The 18,468-nt window shown below is 51.5% G+C and carries 18 protein-coding genes; 7 read left to right on the top strand and 11 right to left on the bottom strand.

The window, feature by feature from the left end:
* The first annotated feature begins 144 nt into the window (after window positions 1-144).
* Entirely contained in the window at window positions 145-2,250 is a 2,106-nt protein-coding gene (gene cstA / locus FDX19_RS23015; RefSeq protein WP_137384534.1) for a pyruvate/proton symporter CstA, read from the top strand.
* 62 nt (window positions 2,251-2,312) lie between these two features.
* Window positions 2,313-2,510 (top strand): YbdD/YjiX family protein, encoded by a 198-nt coding sequence (locus tag FDX19_RS23010; RefSeq protein WP_137384533.1) that lies wholly within the window; start codon window positions 2,313-2,315, stop codon window positions 2,508-2,510.
* A gap of 98 nt (window positions 2,511-2,608) precedes the next feature.
* On the opposite strand, the gene FDX19_RS23005 is transcribed toward FDX19_RS23010, so the two are convergent.
* Window positions 2,609-3,697, bottom strand: a complete 1,089-nt coding sequence (locus FDX19_RS23005) for an oxidoreductase (RefSeq protein ID WP_137384532.1) — start codon at window positions 3,695-3,697, stop codon at window positions 2,609-2,611.
* 132 nt (window positions 3,698-3,829) lie between these two features.
* Between FDX19_RS23005 and FDX19_RS23000 the strand changes: the two genes are divergently transcribed.
* Window positions 3,830-4,990 (top strand): pyridoxal phosphate-dependent aminotransferase, encoded by a 1,161-nt coding sequence (locus tag FDX19_RS23000; protein ID WP_137384531.1) that lies wholly within the window; start codon window positions 3,830-3,832, stop codon window positions 4,988-4,990.
* Here FDX19_RS23000 and FDX19_RS22995 read toward each other — a convergent pair whose 3' ends face one another.
* From FDX19_RS22995 to dsbG, 4 genes are all read right to left on the bottom strand, one after another.
* Window positions 4,991-5,608 carry a ParB/RepB/Spo0J family partition protein gene (locus FDX19_RS22995; protein WP_137384530.1) on the bottom strand — a complete coding sequence of 206 codons (618 nt, stop codon included), beginning with the start codon at window positions 5,606-5,608 and terminating at the stop codon, window positions 4,991-4,993.
* Entirely contained in the window at window positions 5,593-6,816 is a 1,224-nt protein-coding gene (locus FDX19_RS22990; protein ID WP_137384529.1) for a phosphoadenosine phosphosulfate reductase, read from the bottom strand. The genes FDX19_RS22995 and FDX19_RS22990 overlap by 16 nt, the downstream gene beginning before the upstream one ends.
* 153 nt (window positions 6,817-6,969) lie before the next feature.
* Window positions 6,970-7,881, bottom strand: a complete 912-nt coding sequence (locus tag FDX19_RS22985) for a LysR family transcriptional regulator (protein ID WP_137384528.1) — start codon at window positions 7,879-7,881, stop codon at window positions 6,970-6,972.
* Window positions 7,882-8,105: 224 nt separating this feature from the next.
* On the bottom strand, window positions 8,106-8,852 hold the full coding sequence (gene dsbG, locus FDX19_RS22980; protein ID WP_137384527.1) for a thiol:disulfide interchange protein DsbG: 747 nt from the start codon (window positions 8,850-8,852) through the stop codon (window positions 8,106-8,108).
* Window positions 8,853-9,226: 374 nt separating this feature from the next.
* Here dsbG and ahpC point away from each other — a divergent pair, with 374 nt between their 5' ends.
* Window positions 9,227-9,790: an alkyl hydroperoxide reductase subunit C gene (ahpC, locus tag FDX19_RS22975; protein ID WP_002894394.1), complete on the top strand. Its 564-nt coding sequence runs from the start codon at window positions 9,227-9,229 to the stop codon at window positions 9,788-9,790.
* A gap of 240 nt (window positions 9,791-10,030) precedes the next feature.
* Window positions 10,031-11,596, top strand: coding sequence for an alkyl hydroperoxide reductase subunit F (gene ahpF / locus FDX19_RS22970; protein WP_137384526.1), 1,566 nt, complete (start codon window positions 10,031-10,033; stop codon window positions 11,594-11,596).
* Window positions 11,597-11,718: 122 nt separating this feature from the next.
* Here the strand turns inward: ahpF and uspG are convergent, their stop codons facing one another.
* Together uspG and rnk are read right to left on the bottom strand one after the other, a co-directional pair.
* A complete protein-coding gene (uspG, locus tag FDX19_RS22965; protein ID WP_005120854.1) occupies window positions 11,719-12,147 on the bottom strand; it encodes a universal stress protein UspG in 429 nt (142 codons plus the stop codon).
* 196 nt (window positions 12,148-12,343) lie between these two features.
* A complete protein-coding gene (gene rnk, locus FDX19_RS22960) occupies window positions 12,344-12,754 on the bottom strand; it encodes a nucleoside diphosphate kinase regulator (protein ID WP_137384525.1) in 411 nt (136 codons plus the stop codon).
* A gap of 273 nt (window positions 12,755-13,027) precedes the next feature.
* Between rnk and FDX19_RS22955 the strand changes: the two genes are divergently transcribed.
* Window positions 13,028-13,858: an alpha/beta fold hydrolase gene (locus FDX19_RS22955; RefSeq protein WP_137384524.1), complete on the top strand. Its 831-nt coding sequence runs from the start codon at window positions 13,028-13,030 to the stop codon at window positions 13,856-13,858.
* A gap of 96 nt (window positions 13,859-13,954) precedes the next feature.
* Window positions 13,955-14,578: a flavin reductase family protein gene (locus tag FDX19_RS22950; protein WP_137384523.1), complete on the top strand. Its 624-nt coding sequence runs from the start codon at window positions 13,955-13,957 to the stop codon at window positions 14,576-14,578.
* 41 nt (window positions 14,579-14,619) lie between these two features.
* Here FDX19_RS22950 and rna read toward each other — a convergent pair whose 3' ends face one another.
* The 4 genes from rna to citX form a co-directional block, all read right to left on the bottom strand.
* Window positions 14,620-15,426 (bottom strand): ribonuclease I, encoded by an 807-nt coding sequence (rna, locus tag FDX19_RS22945; protein WP_137384522.1) that lies wholly within the window; start codon window positions 15,424-15,426, stop codon window positions 14,620-14,622.
* Between the two features lie 123 nt (window positions 15,427-15,549).
* Window positions 15,550-17,013 carry a citrate/succinate antiporter CitT gene (gene citT / locus FDX19_RS22940; protein WP_115600779.1) on the bottom strand — a complete coding sequence of 488 codons (1,464 nt, stop codon included), beginning with the start codon at window positions 17,011-17,013 and terminating at the stop codon, window positions 15,550-15,552.
* A 25-nt stretch (window positions 17,014-17,038) separates the two neighbouring features.
* Entirely contained in the window at window positions 17,039-17,944 is a 906-nt protein-coding gene (citG, locus tag FDX19_RS22935) for a triphosphoribosyl-dephospho-CoA synthase CitG (protein WP_137384521.1), read from the bottom strand.
* Entirely contained in the window at window positions 17,913-18,467 is a 555-nt protein-coding gene (gene citX, locus FDX19_RS22930; protein ID WP_101742391.1) for a citrate lyase holo-[acyl-carrier protein] synthase, read from the bottom strand. Before citX ends, citG begins: the two co-directional genes overlap by 32 nt.
* Window position 18,468 lies beyond the last annotated feature (1 nt).

Genomic DNA, 18,468 nt, shown 5'->3' with positions numbered 1-18,468 from the left:
GTAAATGAAGTGATCTAGTTAACAATGCAATGTAAATACTCAGTGATACTTCGGGTTTGCATGGTTGTCAGGTTGTTAAATCCAGAAAAGGTGTTATAGAAACAAAATGTAACATCTCTCTGGATCAGACAACGGATAACAACTATGAACAAATCAGGGAAGTACCTCGTCTGGACATTGCTCTCCGTGATAGGAGCATTTGCCCTCGGCTATATTGCGTTAAACCGTGGTGAGCAGATCAACGCGTTGTGGATAGTCGTCGCGTCGGTCTGTGTCTACCTTATCGCTTACCGTTTCTATGGCCTGTACATCGCGAAAAATGTGCTGGCGCTGGACCCGACGCGTATGACGCCAGCCGTGCGCCATAACGACGGGCTCGATTACGTTCCTACCGATAAAAAAGTACTGTTTGGCCACCATTTTGCGGCAATTGCCGGAGCGGGTCCGTTAGTTGGGCCGGTGCTGGCGGCGCAAATGGGCTATCTGCCCGGGATGATCTGGCTGCTCGCCGGGGTAGTGCTGGCTGGTGCGGTGCAGGACTTTATGGTGCTGTTTGTTTCTACCCGTCGCGATGGTCGTTCCCTTGGCGAACTGGTGAAAGAAGAGATGGGCCCTACAGCCGGTGTGATTGCGCTGGTGGCCTGTTTTATGATCATGGTGATTATCCTTGCCGTATTGGCAATGATCGTCGTGAAAGCGCTGACGCACAGTCCGTGGGGAACCTATACCGTCGCATTCACCATCCCGCTGGCGATTTTTATGGGGATTTACCTGCGCTATCTGCGTCCGGGGCGTATTGGCGAAGTGTCAGTCATCGGTCTGGTGTTTCTGGTATTTGCCATTATTTCCGGCGGCTGGGTTGCGGCAAGCCCGACCTGGGCACCGTATTTTGACTTTACCGGTGTACAGCTGACGTGGATGCTGGTGGGCTACGGTTTCGTGGCTGCCGTGTTGCCGGTTTGGCTGCTGCTGGCACCGCGAGACTACCTCTCGACCTTCCTGAAGATTGGTACCATTGTCGGTCTGGCGGTGGGTATTCTGATCATGCGTCCCACGCTGACGATGCCTGCGTTGACCAAATTCGTTGACGGTACCGGTCCGGTTTGGACGGGTAACCTGTTCCCATTCCTGTTTATTACCATTGCCTGTGGTGCAGTCTCTGGTTTCCACGCGCTGATTGCCTCCGGTACCACGCCGAAGATGCTGGCGAATGAAGGCCAGGCCTGCTTTATCGGCTACGGCGGGATGCTGATGGAGTCCTTTGTCGCCATTATGGCGCTGGTCTCCGCATGTATCATCGATCCGGGCGTGTATTTTGCGATGAACAGCCCGATGGCGGTGCTGGCCCCTGCAGGTACGGTGGATGTGGTCGCTTCTGCGGCGCAGGTCGTTAGCAGTTGGGGCTTTGCGATTACCCCGGACACCTTGCATCAAATTGCCAATGAAGTGGGTGAGCAATCCATTATTTCCCGCGCAGGCGGTGCGCCGACGCTGGCCGTGGGGATGGCTTACATTCTGCACGGTGCGCTGGGCGGCATGATGGATGTGGCGTTCTGGTATCACTTCGCCATTCTGTTTGAAGCCCTGTTCATCCTGACGGCGGTTGATGCGGGTACCCGTGCCGCACGCTTTATGTTGCAGGATCTGCTGGGCGTTGTGTCTCCGAGCCTGAAACGGACCGACTCGCTTCCGGCGAACCTGCTGGCAACCGCGCTGTGCGTACTGGCCTGGGGTTACTTCCTGCACCAGGGCGTGGTCGATCCGTTAGGCGGTATTAACACCCTGTGGCCGCTGTTCGGTATCGCCAACCAGATGCTGGCCGGTATGGCGTTGATGCTGTGTGCGGTCGTCCTGTTCAAGATGAAACGTCAGCGCTATGCATGGGTAGCGCTGGTGCCAACCGCCTGGCTGCTGATTTGTACGCTGACCGCGGGCTGGCAGAAAGCGTTTAGCCCGGATGCGAAAATCGGCTTCCTGGCGATCGCTAACAAGTTTCAGGCGATGATCGACAGCGGTAATATTCCGGCGCAGTACACTCAGTCGCAGCTGACGCAACTGGTATTTAACAACCGTCTGGATGCTGGCTTGACCATTTTCTTCATGGTGGTCGTGGTGGTACTGGGTCTGTTCTCCATTAAAACTGCGCTGGCCGCGTTGAAAGAGGACAAACCAACGTCGAAAGAAACACCGTACGAACCGATGCCTGAGAATGTTGAAGAGATCGTGGCGCAGGCGAAAGGTGCGCACTAATATTCTCTTAACGAAAAGCCCTCTCCATAATGGGGAGGGCGTTTGTACGACAGGGACTCACTATGTTTGAAACACTCGCTAAAGCCGGGAAGTATTTAGGGCAAACTGCCCGATTGATGATTGGGGTGCCGGATTATGACAACTATGTCGAGCATATGCGTGTTACGCACCCGGACCAGGCGCCAATGACTTATGAAGAATTTTTCCGCGAGCGCCAGGATGCACGCTATGGGGGGAAAGGCGGCGCGAAGTGCTGTTGAATTTTTGCCGGATGGCGCTAACGCTTATCCGGCCTACAACATTGCATTGGCCGTAGGCCTGATAAGGCGAAGCCGCCATCAGGCAACCTGCACCATAGTCACACCGTAAACGTCTCTACCTTCTCAAATGCCGCACGCAGTGTTTCCGGTGTTAGCTTCACCGGCAGCGCGTGAATGGACTCCACCGGGCGCAGAGTGTGCGCGATCACCTTATCGATTTCGGCGCGGTTTTGGATGTCCACGTCCAGTTGAGCCAGCCGGGTTGGCAAATTGAAGCGCTGATAAGCAGTAATTAACTGCGTTAGCACATCATCTTGTCCCAACAGTGCACACTGTACCAGTATGCCGTACGCCACTTTGGTGCCATGGAGAAACGTCGCCGTTTGCGGCAGGACGGTCAGGCCATTATGCACCGAGTGTGCCGCTGCTACGCGGGTGTAGCGCTCACCCAGACCGCCGACCATACCGCCGCCAGCAATGATCGCATCCACCACGTCGCAAAATGCACGGGTCAGTTCGCCACGCTGTTTATCTGCCAGCGCCTGTTCGCTGCTCTGAAGGAGTACGTCGCGGATCGCCAGTGCGCCGTTGATGCCCAGACGTACGGTCAGCGGCAAGGTTTCAGGCTGTGGGGCGAGCACAACCGCTTCGTACCATTTCGCCAACGTGTCCCCGATACCGGCCAGCAAATACGCGTCTGGTGCATTAAGCACGATCTCCGGCTCTACCAACACCAAAAAATTGGCATCATCGAAAATTTCGAAATGCAGTGCCTGACCGGCATCGTTGTACCACACGGAGAGCGGCGTCCAGGCCGCACAGGTGGCGGCAATGGTTGGGATTGCCACAAAGGGCAAACCAAGGCGGCGCGCCAGTGCTTTGGCGGTGTCGAGCAATGTCCCGCCGCCCACGCCAATCACCACGCTACGGTCGTCTCCTGACTCTGTTGCCAGTTGAGCAACATCGGTTTCGCTGCAATGACCCGTAAACAGCAGACGTTTAGCCTCGGCAAGTTGAAAGGCCTCAGGCAGATAAGGCCGGGCTGCAGCGATAGCGCGCTCACCATATACCCAGACGGCGCGTGAAAGTTGGTCGGGTGTGAAAAAATCGTTGAGTCTCGACAGGCTGCCGGGATGGGAAAAATAGTTGGCCGGGCCGGTGACGACGCGAATCTCGGTATTACTCATGTTGTGTTGTCCTTTTGGCTATCCTGTCCAGGCAGGTTATTGTTATATAGACGTCTGAACGTCTTGATTGCTAAATACTAACATCGTGCTATAGTGGCTTCAACCACAACATCACACGCTGGGATAACAATAATGAGTAATAACCCGCTGATTCCGCAAAGCAAACTGCCTAATCTGGGCACCACTATTTTCACGCAAATGAGCGCGCTGGCGCAGCAGCACCAGGCGATTAACCTCTCGCAGGGATTTCCTGATTTTGATGGTCCACATTTCTTGCAGGAACGTCTGGCATATCATGTCGCGCATGGCGCAAACCAGTATGCGCCGATGACGGGCGTGCAGCCGCTGCGCGACGCCATTGCCGATAAAACCGCCGAGTTGTATGGCTACAAACCGGATGCAAACAGTGACGTGACGGTCACGGCAGGGGCGACAGAAGCGCTGTATGCCGCCATTACGGCACTGGTACGGCCTGGCGATGAGGTGATATGTTTTGACCCGAGCTACGACAGCTATGCGCCCGCGATCGCATTATCCGGCGGCGTGGTTAAACGCATCGCGCTGCAGCCGCCGTCTTTTCGCGTCGACTGGCAGGAATTTACCGCGCTAATCAGTGACCGCACCCGGCTGGTGATCCTAAATACACCGCATAACCCCTCGGCTACGGTATGGCAGAAGGCGGACTTTGAGGCGTTATGGCAGGCCATCAACGGGCATGAGATCTATGTTGTCAGTGACGAAGTCTACGAGCATATCTGTTTTGCCACGCATGGGCATGCCAGCGTGCTGGCGCATCCGCAACTAAGGGAGCGCGCAGTTGCCGTTTCATCATTTGGCAAAACCTATCATATGACGGGCTGGAAAGTAGGGTACTGTATTGCGCCACCGGCTATTAGCGCAGAGTTACGTAAGGTCCATCAGTATTTAACCTTCTCGGTCAACACGCCGGCACAACTGGCGCTGGCGGATATGCTGCGCGAAGATCCAACGCACTACCGTGAGCTGCCCGCGTTTTATCAGAGAAAACGTGATGTGCTGGTGAATGCGCTGCGTAACAGTCGGCTGGAAATACTGCCCTGCGAAGGGACGTACTTTTTGCTGATTGATTACCGTGCTGTTTCTGATCTCAACGATGTGGCATTTTGCCAATGGCTGACTAAAGAGGTCGGCGTGGCGGCGATCCCACTGTCCGTTTTCTGCGCCGATCCTTTCCCTCATAAGCTGATTCGCCTGTGTTTTGCGAAGCAAGAATCGACGCTGCTGGCAGCGGCAGAACGCCTGGTTGCGCTGTAGCTATTTCACCGTCCAGGCTTTGGAGAAGCGACGGTCGGCAAATAACTCTTGCAGACCGTTGATTTGTTTCAGACGTAAGACTTCGTCGCTATCCATTCCCAGCTCGTTACCGATTTTCTCTTCGCTCCAGCCTAATTGTGATAATTCACGAACGATTTCCGACATGGCATGGATTTGATGCCGCCCACGGGCACGATTGTGGCGGATTGTCGCCGCCATGCGCTCATGACGCCCGCGTTGTAGGCAGGTAACGGGCAGATAACCTTTCAGGCGTGATTTTAGCGATGATTTGTTTTTGCCAATTTCATGTCGATGGAATCCGTCGACGATTTCATATTCTTCCTGGGCTGATTGAACCACGACGATCGGCTGTGTGAAACCATCGGCTTCAATGGATTTCAGCAGCAGCTTTTTCTCCGGCGGCGCAACGTTATTTGGGTTGTAATCATTTGGCGAAATCGCGTTATTTTTGATCCACAGAACGCAGTCTACCGGTTCTTCACGGAAAGGACTGACGCTATGGATTGCCATCCTGAATTCATTGATTGCTTCAATTCGTTCTTCTTCTGAAAGGCCAGAAAGAAAACCGGTGAGTTCCTGAGTTAGTCGTCGTTGCATAAGATCCCCCATTCCTGGCGTTTGGTTTTCATATGTTCGTTATAACGTTGATAGTTTTTCGTTTTTGTGGGACTGAATGAGAGTGCCCGACACCAGTAGTCATTATTCAGCAGTACTTTGCAGATCCGTCTCCATGAGGGGATATCTTTAGAACCAATATCGCTTTCCTGGGTTTGAGGAATCTCATCGATCCCCTTTTTCTTGTACCACTGTAAATAGACGGCGATTTTGTTGCGGTAGTGCTCTGCGGTCTGTTGCGGCATGCTGTCTAATAGCAGCATGGCATACGCTTGCCAGCTTAAATGCTCCGGTTTTAATATTTTCCGGTGGCCGTAAAAATGGTTGTCATGACCGGCGTATATTCCGCCGCTTTTAACGCCGCTAACCCGGGCGCACATGGCTGCCCATCGCTGTGGCTCAATAACATGATACAGCCACAGTCCCTGGCGTTGTTCCGGGCCAAAGGGTTCGCAAATGCGCATATATCGTGTTGGCACGCCGGCCTGGTACATCAGGTTATACAGGGGGTTGCATGGCATTTTTGTTTTCGCAAACCATGTCCAGATATCGGCTGTTTTCCAGTCATATATCGGATAGATATACCAGGTGTGTCCCCCCGGTGCCGCGGTAGTCCACGGTTTGTCATCGGCAAAACGTTGCTTACGTGAATGGGCAATGGCGACAAAACGGTTATATGACTCGTCGGCACGGATGCCCACCATCATTGCTGCAGGACGTTTTTCTGAAAACCAGTCAGCGAACTCACGAACGAATTGCTCAAAGGTCATGCCGGGTTGGTAGAAAGGAAAGAAACGGGGATTGGTAATCGCATCTGCTGGTGGTTGCCGCACCCATGGTGTATTGGGGTCCCAGCACTGCCATTCAGGTTGAAATTGTGAGAGAGAATTTTGTGTGGTAAGCGGTATTGCTACCCAATAAAAATGTTCTATAACGTCAGAATAGCGTTCACGTAGCGCTTCAACATAGTCGATAGTGCAAGAGAACTGGGCTTCCCAGTCAATAAACAATACGCTGATTTTTTTATGTAACTGGCGCGCAAGGGGGGCGGTGAGATGCATCATGAGCCCGGAGTCTTTCCCTCCGGACAGTGAAACGCACACGCGAGGCAGTGTTTCCAAAGTCCAGGTAATGCGTTCCTGAGCGGCTTCCAGCACGCTCTGACTCAGAGGGATTTTGTAAACAGACATAGCAAGTCCATACTGAAAGAATAAAAGAGTAACATCTCTAATGTATACTCTGAATAAGATATGCCAATTTACACAGCGTGCAACCTTTAAATGTATTCACATGATTTATATGGAAATTTTTTATATTTATGGTGTGAATGGTTATTTAATATATCACTTTTCTTGGTTTTTTTTGTTTATTTTATTTATGGATTTCTCGAAATTTTTGTTGTTAAGTGATGCCCGATTATACATTAAAAATAGCTCCATTGATGGAAGCTTAACATCTGTTTTGATTTCTTTTAAATTGAATAGTGATGCATATAGTTCAAAGGATGATTTGGGAAGAAAACCAATGATGTCTGTAAGAGATATAACGTTGATAATTGACATGAGTGAATCGCTAGTGAACCCGGATTTACGATTGGCGAGAAAAGAATTTGTTTCCGACTGGTACTCTTTTACACCAGCATCGTCAGAGAGAAACCGCGAAAACTGTTCTTCCAGTATTTCATTTAACGTGGCGTTTTCATTTATTCTGGGGTGGTTTTTGCAACAGACCAATACGGTCTCAACAGTCTTGAATGGGGTGCATATAATCGAGCGGTTAACGCTTGGTGATGTCGTGATGACAACATCCGCTTTACGGTAGGCTAGTAAGTCTTCAGCGGTTTCCGATGTTATCAGAATATCATGATGTTCAATTTCAACATATTTGTCTTCCCTGATAAATTGAATTAACTCACTTACGTAGGCGTTGTTGATAATTTGCGGACTGTAAATGACAAATTTTTTCTTCAGACTGGAGCTGTGCATGATATTAATTGTTTCTTCCAGACTGTTGAGATTGTTCCCAAGGTGATGGTGTAGATTGACCGCCGTTACGGTAGGCGTAATGCCTTTCCCTGCCCGAATAAACAAAGGATCATTGAACTGAGTGCGAAGCCTTTGTAGCGACTGGCTAACGGCTGAGGGGGTAATAAACAGCGTTTCGGCGGCTTTGCTTATGCTCAGATTTTGATAGATACACTCGAAAATAACCAGTAGGTTAAGATCGAATTTTTTGAGGTCGTAAAGGTTAGCCATACGCTAATTCCTGTTTTAGTTTGGTTGTGAAGTATTTAATTTTGTTATATATGAGTTGCGACACATTACCACTACATATGCATGTAAAACTTAATGAATAGTTAACTGCTGCTAAAATAGCACAGGTAGGGTTATTTTTTCGGTAAAAAGTGCTAATGGGGTAATTGATATGGAAAAGAAGAATGATTGATATGGAAACAATATCAATCATTCGTTGCGTATATTTATTTGGCTCCCATGATAATATCCAGTTTCTCTTTATCGGGTAAACCGACTGCCTGTTGCAGGGTATTATCTTTGCTCATGTAATAAATGGCAGGCGTGACATTGGCGCCTAAGTCGTCCATTAGTTTTTGGTTGATATTCAGCGTCTTCATTTGCTCGGCAGGCGGGGTTGCTGGCAGTGTCAGCGTCATTTTACCGCCGGAGGCTTCATAGTCGTGCCAGGTTTTAGCGGGATCCTTGCTTGCCAGAATGGCCGCAGCGGTTGCGGGACTTTCGGGTTTAATCACGCCGACCAACAGCGTGCGCAATTGAACGTTGCCGGACTCAACCCACGGGCGTGCCTGTTGCCAGAACTGTTTACAGTACGGGCAGAATGGATCGGCAAACACATACACAATAACAGGCGCATCTTTTTTGCCGTCCAGAATCCACGACGCTTTTTCCATTCGTTGCCACATCTCGCGCCCTGCAGGTGCATAGATTTCTTTTTCTATCAGCGCATTACTCAGGTTTTCACCTTTCTCGTTATACATATAGCCGGAGATCGCCTGTTTTCCATCAGGCGTGACATAGATAGTGACCCCCATGTCCTGATATTTGCCCAGATAACCTTTCATGCCCCCCGGCGCGTCGAACGACTTCAGAATCGTAATGCCCTGTTTCTCAATCGCTTTAACGGGGGCAGGAAGCTCTTCAGCGTGGACGACAGCAGGGAGCAGAGCTAAGAGTAATGTACGTTTAAACATTGATTTTCCTTATAAAATTAGAAGGAAAGGGAGTTAAGTTGCAAAACCTATCGCAGCCATAGGTAAGATCGACAGTCTGTCGATTGCCCTTTCGGTAGTTGGGTGATGTAATCCCAATCGCTGTTACAACCTTGGTTAAGGTAATGTAGAGCGCAACACATAGCCAGTTCTGCTGGCACTGAAGTTACTTGCGGGTAACTCGGGTAATGAGGCTCCCTGCAAAGGGAGCCTTTTTTACTTTTAGAATAGGGTTTACAACATGCGGTTGAGTCGGTTGTTAGTTAACGCTTATTGATTTGATAAAGGAAACGCATTAGCCCTTATCAATAATTTTCGTTAACTTATCCCTCAACGAAAACACGGAGGAAGTACAGATGTCTTTGATTAATACCAAAATTAAACCTTTCAAAAACCAGGCGTTCAAAAACGGTGAGTTCATCGAAGTAACCGAGAAAGATACCGAAGGTCGTTGGAGTGTCTTCTTCTTCTACCCGGCTGATTTTACGTTCGTATGTCCGACCGAGCTGGGCGACGTTGCTGACCATTACGAAGAACTGCAGAAACTGGGCGTGGACGTTTACTCTGTTTCTACCGACACTCACTTTACTCACAAAGCATGGCACAGCAGCTCTGAAACCATCGCGAAAATCAAATATGCGATGATCGGCGACCCGACTGGCGCCCTGACCCGTAACTTCGACAACATGCGTGAAGATGAAGGTCTGGCTGACCGTGCAACATTTGTTGTTGACCCGCAGGGTATCATCCAGGCAATCGAAGTTACCGCTGAAGGTATCGGCCGTGATGCGTCTGACCTGCTGCGCAAAATTAAAGCTGCACAGTATGTCGCTTCCCACCCAGGTGAAGTTTGCCCGGCTAAGTGGAAAGAAGGCGAAGCAACTCTGGCTCCGTCCCTGGACCTGGTTGGTAAAATCTAAAATTCGCTACGCCTTTCGCGCTACAGGTGCGTTGGCTACGCTTAATCACCCCGGTCACTTACTTATGTAAGCTCCCGGGGATTCATAAGCTTACCGCCTGCCTGTAACACGAAATTCTTGCGAATTAATCCTTAAGCGGGTGCGTCGCGCCCGTTTTATTCCAACACCATGATGCAAACGTATTCAGACTGCCTGAACGAATTCGGCTTGCATGATGATGTTTTCAGAGAGGGAAGAATAATGCTCGACACAAATATGAAAACCCAGCTCAAGGCTTATCTTGAGAAACTGACCAAACCTGTTGAGCTGATTGCTACGCTGGATGACAGCGCTAAATCGGCAGAAATCAAGGAACTGCTGACTGAAATTGCTGAACTGTCAGAAAAAGTCACCTTTAAAGAAGACAATACGCTGGCCGTACGTAAGCCATCGTTCCTGATAACCAACCCGGGCTCTCACCAGGGGCCACGTTTTGCCGGCTCTCCATTGGGCCATGAGTTTACCTCTCTGGTTCTGGCGCTGTTGTGGACGGGCGGTCATCCGTCAAAAGAGGCCCAGTCACTGCTGGAGCAGATCCGCGACCTCGACGGGGACTTTGAGTTCGAAACCTATTATTCACTGTCCTGCCATAACTGCCCGGATGTGGTGCAAGCGCTGAACCTGATGTCCGTGCTGAATCCGCGTATCAAGCATACGGCGATTGATGGCGGCACATTCCAGAACGAAATTACTGACCGTAACGTCATGGGCGTTCCGGCGGTCTATATGAACGGTAAAGAGTTTGGCCAGGGCCGCATGACGCTGACCGAAATCGTCGCGAAAGTGGATACGGGCGCAGAAAAACGCGCAGCGGAAGAGTTGAATCAGCGTGATGCTTACGATGTGCTGATCGTCGGTTCGGGTCCTGCCGGGGCAGCGGCTGCGGTGTACTCTGCACGTAAAGGTATTCGCACCGGTCTGATGGGCGAACGCTTTGGCGGTCAGGTTCTTGATACCGTTGATATCGAAAACTACATCTCTGTACCGAAAACCGAAGGCCAGAAACTGGCTGGCGCACTGAAAGCCCACGTTGATGATTACGATGTTGATGTCATTGATAGCCAGAGTGCGAGCAAACTGGTTCCGGCAGCTCAGGAAGGTGGTTTGCATCAGATTGAAACGGCTTCCGGCGCGGTGTTGAAAGCACGTAGCATCATCATTGCTACCGGCGCAAAATGGCGCAACATGAATGTTCCGGGTGAAGATCAGTATCGTACCAAGGGCGTAACCTACTGCCCGCACTGTGATGGCCCGCTGTTTAAAGGCAAGCGCGTCGCGGTGATTGGTGGCGGTAACTCGGGTGTTGAAGCGGCTATCGACCTGGCGGGTATCGTCGAGCACGTGACGTTGCTGGAATTTGCCCCGGAAATGAAGGCCGATCAGGTTTTGCAGAATAAAGTCCGCAGTCTGAAAAACGTCGACATTATTCTGAATGCACAAACCACGGAAGTGAAAGGCGACGGCAGTAAAGTCACCGGTCTGGAGTATCGTGACCGCGTCAGCGGTGATATCCACAATGTAGAACTGGCGGGTATCTTTGTGCAGATTGGCCTGTTGCCGAATACGAACTGGCTGGAAGGTGCCGTTGAGCGTAACCGCATGGGTGAAATAATCATTGATGCCAAGTGCGAGACCAGCGTGAAGGGGGTCTTTGCTGCGGGGGATTGTACAACCGTACCGTACAAGCAGATCATCATCGCCACTGGCGAGGGCGCGAAAGCGTCTCTGAGCTCTTTTGATTATCTGATTCGCACCACAACCGTATAAGAAAGTAAGACTCACCTGCAAAAGAAGCGAAATGCCCGATAGCACAAGCATATCGGGCCTACAAATGGGATATCATTGGTTTGTAGGAGAAAGAGGCTACCGGAAGGTAGCCTCTTTTTTTATTAGCGAACGACCAGCACCGGTAAGGTAGCGTGGCGGACAACGCTGGAGGCGTTAGATCCGAGCAGATGAGTGCTGATTGATGGGTTGCGTGATCCGATGACCACCACATCTGCATTCAACTCTTCACCCAATTCGTTTACCACATCACGCACGCTACCAAAGCGAACGTGCTGCTTAATGCGGGAAGGATCGATACTGAAGTGACCGACCATCGTTTGCAGACGGGTTTCCGCTTCGTGTTGCAGATGCTCTTCAAAACGACGAACGTCAGCGGCAAAACGGTGCAGACTCAGACTGGCGGAACCCGGGAGCACATGCAGCAGATGGATCACCCCTTTATCTTGTGCCAGAAATTCTGCATGGCGAACAGCCTTGTCGCTCAGTTCCATTTCGAATACATCAACAGGCATTATGATTGTGTTGTACATAAACATTCTCCTTGTCATTACATGAACACATAACAGCATAGTATTAAAAATGATTCTGTCAGTCACGACACAGATTTATGTTTTGCGAACAGGAGAAAAGGACGTGTAGTAAATGAAAGACAGCAGGGGGTGAAGCGGAAAGAGGATGCGGATGCATCCCCTGTAAGATAAAGCGAGTCGCTTTGATAAGACAGAGTTAGCGCAGGTAGTCGCCTGCAGCTTCAGGCTGGTACTCAAGCTCGATGACTTCGAGGTGGGTCGATGTACCGCCCGGTAAGTCCCAATGGATCGTATCGCCAACGCGCAGACCCAGAAGCGCTGCACCGACTGGCGCCATTACCGAAAGCTGTGTACTGCTGTCAGTCATATTGGCCGGATATACCAGGGTACGTACACGCACTTCGCCATCGCTCAGATTGCGGAATTTCACGCGGCTGTTCATGGTTACCACGTCGTGCGGCATGGTTTCCGGGGAACACATTTGGGCGCGATCCAGTTCAGCGTTTAATGCGTCCGCTATCGGTAAACCAGCAAACGCAGGTTGCTCCAACAGGCGGTCAATGCGTTCCGCATCGAGGTCGTTAATGATAATAGTTGGTCTGGACATTTATTACTCCATGTCGTCGATACTGCGGATGCGCAGGTAAATAATCCCAAAAGAAAACCCTCACCGTCAGGCGGCAAGGGTTTAGCTTTTATGATGATACTGAGACTTACCCCTGGTTTGAAGTGATTTAGTTCACATTCAGGCAAATCATCAATATTGCTGCAGATGAAGGGGGTGGCAAAAAACGTGATCGTTCTCAAATTTGCATTATGCTTTTTAAGCGCTCGCTGCGGGCGCGCCACGACAACTCAGTGTTCCTCGACAGGAGATCTCATGAGCCAGTACGACAAACTTACCTTAAAAGATGGCAGTTATTTGCATTTCAAAGACTGGGGAAGCGGCCAGCCCATTGTGTTCAGCCATGGTTGGCCGCTGACCGCAGATGCGTTTGAAGATCAGATGCTGTTTCTCGGGTCGAAAGGATTTCGTGTGATAGCCCATGACAGACGGGGGCACGGGCGTTCGGCCCAGTCCTGGGATGGCCACAATATGGATCAGTATGCTGACGATTTGGCCGAACTTACCGCGTATCTCAATCTCAAAGATGCTGTGCATGTCGGGCACTCTACCGGCGGTGGCGAAGTTGCTCGTTATATTGGCCGCCATGGGACGCAGAGGGTAGCAAAAGCGGTACTCATTGGTGCGGTAACGCCCATCATGATCAAAACCGACTTTAACCCGAATGGTGTACCTAAGGAGGTGTTTGATGGCATTCGTGAAGGCGTTGTGAACGATCGTGCTGCCTTTTTCTATGAGCTGACGGCCGCATTCTATGGCTACAATCGACCGGGCGCAAAGGAGTCGAAGGCGGTCCGTGAAAGTTTTGTCGAACAGGGCTTACAAGGATCAATCAAAGCACTGTACGACTGTATCCATGCGTTCTCGGAAACAGACTTGCGTGAAGATCTCAAAAAAATGACCATCCCGACGTTGGTGATCCATGGTGACGACGATCAGATTGTCCCGTTTGAAACCTGCGGTAAGGTCGCGGCAGAAATCCTACCAGATGCGCAGTTGAAGGTGTATGCCGGTGGATCTCACGGTATTTGCACCACCCATAAGCAACAGATCAACGGTGACCTGCTCAACTTTATTCAGTCGTAATCGTTAGCAGATTGTTCTACGCTGATCTTCTTTTTCCAGGGGGATGAGCGAAGCATAATTTGTGCTGCGCTGACGTTAACTTCAACAGGGAACGCTATGTATTTCTATCAACCGTCACAGGGACACGGCCTGCCACATGACCCGCTCAATGCCATTATTGGGCCGCGCCCTATCGGGTGGATTGCGTCGAGTGACAGCAACGGTCGGCATAATCTGGCACCGTACAGTTTCTTTAACTGCTTTAACTATCATCCGCCGATTATCGGTTTTGCCAGCAGCGGCTGGAAAGACAGTGTGCAGAATATTATCGAAACAGGTGAGTTTGTCTGGAACCTGACCACCCTTGAGTTGGCCAGTGCGATGAACGAAACGTCGGCCAGTCTGCCGCACGGCCAGGATGAGTTCTTTGCCGCAGGGCTTTGCAAAGCAGAGAGTCGGATAGTTAATGTGCCGCGCGTGGCACAAAGCCCCGTCAATTTCGAGTGTCGCTTATCACAGAGCCTACAACTGGCGGCCGCAGATGGCACGCCTGTTGAAACCTGGCTGATATTGGGTGAGGTGGTCGGTATCCACATTGATGAAACGTTGCTGGAAGAGGGCATCTACCAGACGGCGAAAGCGCACCCGGTACTGCGTGCGGGCGGGCCAAGTGCGTATTATTCAATTGATGAATCACATCGCTTTGACCTGGTGCGTCCGGATGCGCGTCCAAAACGTTAAGCCGTCAGACCGACGCCGGGTGTGCGCGTCGGTCTCCCTGTTTAGTATCCCGTTTTGTCGATAATAAACTGTTTACCGCAGTTACCCGGATGCGGTTGCGGCAGGAATGAACGAGAGGATAAAGGTTGGTTGATGGCATCGGCTTTTAATGAAAACTGGATCTCCGTCAGATAAGCGGGGTTGCCGTGACAACTTAGCTTCACTGCTTTGATATTCTCTTTGCCCCAGTTTTTAGCGAATGCGGCGTCAAATGCGCTACGGCTAACCGTTTTGCCGTAGTTATCCGCCAGAAACTTGCCCGTCTCGCTACTCTTAATCTCGTTGTTCAACCGCACCATGGTGCCGAAGTACGCGTCGGGATCAAAACCAAAACAGGCACCATGTTTGGCATATTCATAACGTTCCAGACAGGATGTTCCGCCAGCACCGGGCATGACGGCGCTTAACTTCGCCGCACTCTCCAGTGACAGACCGGTTTCTGGGGCCGCGCATTTCCGGCTGGCACGGGCTTCTGGCAGGTTGGGAATAGGGCGAGTAGCACAGCCAAAACGCATCCAGCGACGATTATCGACACCGCGGGCGGCAATTGAGTTTGGCAGGCTGGGCCACAGGCCATGAACCGTCAGAAAATCTACTTTATTGTCGGTCTCTTTTTGCAGACGACATTCGTCAGGCTCCTGACGATTACGCTCATGCTGACTCTGACAAAAACCGGTTTGCCAGGAGAGGGCCAGCACGTAGCGGTCAAAATCGCCGTACTGTTTGGCCTGAAGTTCATCGGCCTGAGCCGCAGAAACCGGCAGCAGAAGCGCTGCCAGTAAAGAAAAAGAACGCCATGTTGATGTCATGATAAATTCGGACACTTATATAAATTCTGAATATCATCTATTTAATCATAAAAAATGCCAGTCAGGTTTAGCTGACTGGCATCATTTTAACTCTGTGTTTTGACTATGCGTAAAGCGTGCGGATTAGCTCCACATTGCCAGAATCGGCCAGCCGACCAGCAGAAGCATTGAGATGTAGATGACACCGAAGATAGCACCCAAACGCCAATAGTCTTTGGATTTCACATAACCACAGCCATAGATGATAACCCCAGGGCCAGTGGCATACGGAGTCAGACAGCCCATGATACCGATGGACAGTACCAGCAGGATACACAGATGTTCCATCGGAACGCCCGGGATGCCTTTACCTACCGCCAGAATAACCGGCAGCATTGTGGCGGTGTGCGCAGAAAGGCTGGCAAACAGGTAGTGCGCAAAGTAGAACACCAGCACCAGAACGATCACGGTCGCGTTAGGCGAGAAACCTTCCAGGTGCGTGCTCATGGTGTTGGCAAACCAGTCGATGAAACCGGAACGGGTTAAACCGTTGGCCATTACCACCAGCGTGGCCAGGTTGACCAGGGTGTTCCATGCGCTGTTATAGCGAGTAATGTCTTTCCACGGTACAACATGCAGAGCCAGCATCAGGGAGACCGCCAGCAGACCCACTGCGGTAGCGTCAATCAGCTTGCCGCCAAATACCCACAGGCCCAGGCTGAGCAGGACCAGACCGATCAGCGTCATCTCTTTACGGGTCAGTTTACCCATAGTTTTCAGTTCATCGCCGGCCCATGCGGCAACTTCAGCACTGTGGGTAACTTCCGGTTTGTACAGCACGTAAGACAGCCACGGAGCAACGATCAGCAAAATAATACCGACCGGCAGGAAGCTGAGGAACCACTGCAACCAGCTGATTTGAATGCCGGCGATTTTGTTAACGAATTCCAGACCCAGTACGTTTGGCGCAGCGCCGGTAACGAACATCGAGGAGCTCAGGCTGGTACTGATAACCATCATCCACATCAGATATCCGCCGATACGGCGTGCGGAAGGATCGTTAGGGAAGGATTTGAACAGCGGCGGCAGGTTTTTGATAACCGGGAACACGGTGCCACCGGTACGCGCGGTGTTGGACGGTGTAAACGGCGCCAGCAGAATGTCGATGATAACAATCGCATAGCCCAGCGTCAGGGTACGTTTACCCATGAATTTCACCAGGAACAGTGCGATACGACGACCCAGACCGGTGACTTCATAACCCAGTGCGAAGATAAACGCACCGAACACCAACCACACGGTGGTGCTGGAGAAGCCAGCCAGACCCCACTTCAGCGCTTGCTTACCCGCTTTAAACGCCGGATCGGCCAGTTCGGAAGCATCAAACAGCAGGTAGTTGCTGCCGATAACGCAGATCGTGACGGCGATAAAGCTGATCGCTGTTGCCGGAATTGGCTCAAGGATCATACCGACGATCATCGCCACAAACACGGCAAAGTAGTGCCAGGCCTGTGGAGGCATTCCATCAGGAACGGGGATAAGAAACATGACGCCCATTACGACCAATGGGGCCAATAACTTCCATATTTTATCTTTTGCTAAAGACATGTGTGTGATTCTCCGGAAAGGATCTTTAATTGTGATAATGATGAACTTGCGAAATCTGAGCTAAGAACCAGGTAACGATCAGCAGATCGGCACAGCCTCCTGGACTGAGGTTGCGTTCGATGCACTGTTGGTCGAACTGGTGTAGGTAATGGAGATCGGCGGGGGTACGAATTCCCCCTTGCTGCAATAATGTGGTGGCCTGCCGTTGTATCCACCGCAGACCCTCCGCGCCGCCACGTGAAGCCACGTTGGTGTCGCCATTGATAGACATCAGCAGCAATAATGTGTCGAGTAACGCCAGTTCAGGGTCGCGGCCCTGAGTCAGCAGTGCGCGGTAGTGCGGCAGAGCATGCTGGATGACGAGCGGATATCCCGCTTCGGCTTCGCCCCGTGCGCCGGTTAATCCCAGTTGCTGATAAAGACGTTGGCCAGCCGTGAGTTGTTGATTGTTCTGGCGCAGTTCGCGCTCGGTCAGGCCACGGCAAAATGTTGCTGCCGTAGAGCAAATGGTTTCAGCGGTAACAGTCAGTTGGAGCTGGTGCAGGCGGCCAATGGCGGCACACAGCAGTCCCAGAGAAAAGATGCTGCCTTTATGGGTGTTCACCCCAGCGGTGGCGCGAAACATATCGGCTTCGCAGGCCATACCCAGTGGACGCAGTCCTTTCAGTACCTCTTCAGGTGACAACTGCGCGCTGAATGCGCCGTATTCGATAAAACGTGGCAGCCAGGCCTGGATAGCCTCTGCGCTGCGATGAAAATCTTCCAGCGCCATATCTTTATGTGCGCCGTTATTAATGCGATCCACCAGACCCGGTTTGGGCGATAAGTTGACTTCAGTCAGCATGGCGCGCCAGGCAAGCGTGGCGTAGGCGTCGGGCAGATCCAGTGGAAGAACTGCGTTATTCGTCGATGTTGCGGGAATCGGCATCATGCAGCAGTGCCTCCATTTGAATGAGTAAGTCGGAAAGCGCGTGGGTTTTACCCCGCGCACAGTCGGCAGCGCTTTGCTCGCACAACAGACAGCGACGGGCAGGAAGCGCGAAATGACGGCGGGACAGGATTTCTCCTTCCGGGGTCAGGACATCGATGTCCCATAACCGTCCCAGCGGATGTGAATGCTCAAGCTCGATAGTGGCGAGCTTGAGGTCGTGGGCTGGCGCCTCGATGGACAACAGACCTTCCGGGCCGCTGGCGGAGACCAGCGCAGTTTGCTCCCTGACAATCCAGGATGATTGTTTCGCCAGCGCAAGCAGGGCGATGACGCCGTGATTAAAGATACGACGGGTTAATTCGCTGTCTTTAATCGGACCTGGCGCTACCACGGTAAAAGAGACCAATGGCGCGTGATGACGCGTGAGCCAGGCATGTTGCCTCGCTTGTCTCTCATCGCGGCTGGCGAGCAGCTCGGGAATGGAAACCGCGTGGCAGGTGGCGTGTTCAGGGAGCAGGTGCATG

The organism is Citrobacter sp. wls619, from assembly GCF_005281345.1.
Lineage (GTDB): Bacteria > Pseudomonadota > Gammaproteobacteria > Enterobacterales > Enterobacteriaceae > Citrobacter.
Note: the sequence above shows the minus strand (reverse complement) of the source record. Positions and strands in the feature narration are given on the sequence as shown.